Origin of the sequence: Lentzea cavernae (genome assembly GCF_014653695.1) — a bacterium.
GTDB lineage: Bacteria > Actinomycetota > Actinomycetes > Mycobacteriales > Pseudonocardiaceae > Lentzea > Lentzea cavernae.
On sequence record NZ_BNAR01000039.1, the window covers coordinates 1 to 825 of the forward strand.

At 69.5% G+C, this 825-nt stretch carries 1 protein-coding gene; it reads right to left on the reverse strand.

What is annotated here, in order from left to right:
* A protein-coding gene (locus IE307_RS46495; RefSeq protein ID WP_373306096.1) for an IS5 family transposase occupies positions 1-825 on the reverse strand; the annotation gives its coding sequence in 2 pieces (ribosomal slippage) (positions 1-442 and positions 445-825; 823 coding nt annotated over the 2 pieces). This gene is flagged as partial in the annotation.

Consider the following 825-nt stretch of genomic DNA (forward strand, 5'->3'; position numbering starts at 1 on the left):
CGCGGTGGTAGGCGGCTCGTTTCGCGAACCTGGTGGCCAGGCCGCGGAATTGCTTGAGGCGATTGAAGCAGCGTTCGACGACGTTGCGTGCCTTGTAGAGGTCGGGGTCGAAGGCCGGTGGCCTGCCGCCGGCCGAGCCCTTATACCTGCGACGGTCGATCTGATCGACACGTTCGGGAATGGTCGCCTTGATCCGCCGCCGCCGTAGCGCCGCGCGGGTGCTCGGGTGGGCATAGGCCTTGTCCCCGATCACCCGCCCCACCCGGACCCGCCGCCCGTCGACGTCGATGTCGCGGATGTCGTCGAGCAGCGCGAACAGTTGCGGGTTGTCGCCGGCCTGGCCCGGGGTGAGGATCACCGCCAGCGGCAGACCCGCCGCATCGACGGCCAAGTGGAGCTTGGTGGTCAGTCCTCCGCGGGAGCGCCCGAGGCATTCCCCGTCGATCGCGAGGTCCTCGATCCAGTCCGCGCAGCCCCCTTTTTCCGCGCACCGGCCGCGTGCTGGTGGGCCCGGACACTGGTCGAGTCGACGCTGACCACGAACGCGACGTTGTCGGCCAAGGTTCCGAGCGAGTCGTCCTTGACGATCACGTGTTGCAGGATCCGGTCCCACGTCCCGTCCGCGGTCCACTTCCGCAGGCGCTCATGCGCGGTCTTCCACGGCCCATACCGCTCAGGCAGATCACGCCACGGCGCACCGGTGCGTTCCTTCCACAGGATCGCGTCGATCACCTGCCGGTGGCTGCGCCACCGGCCACCACGCTGCCCGCTCTGCGCGGGCAGCAACGGCGCGATCACCGCCCAGGCCTTGTCCGTCAGCTCACC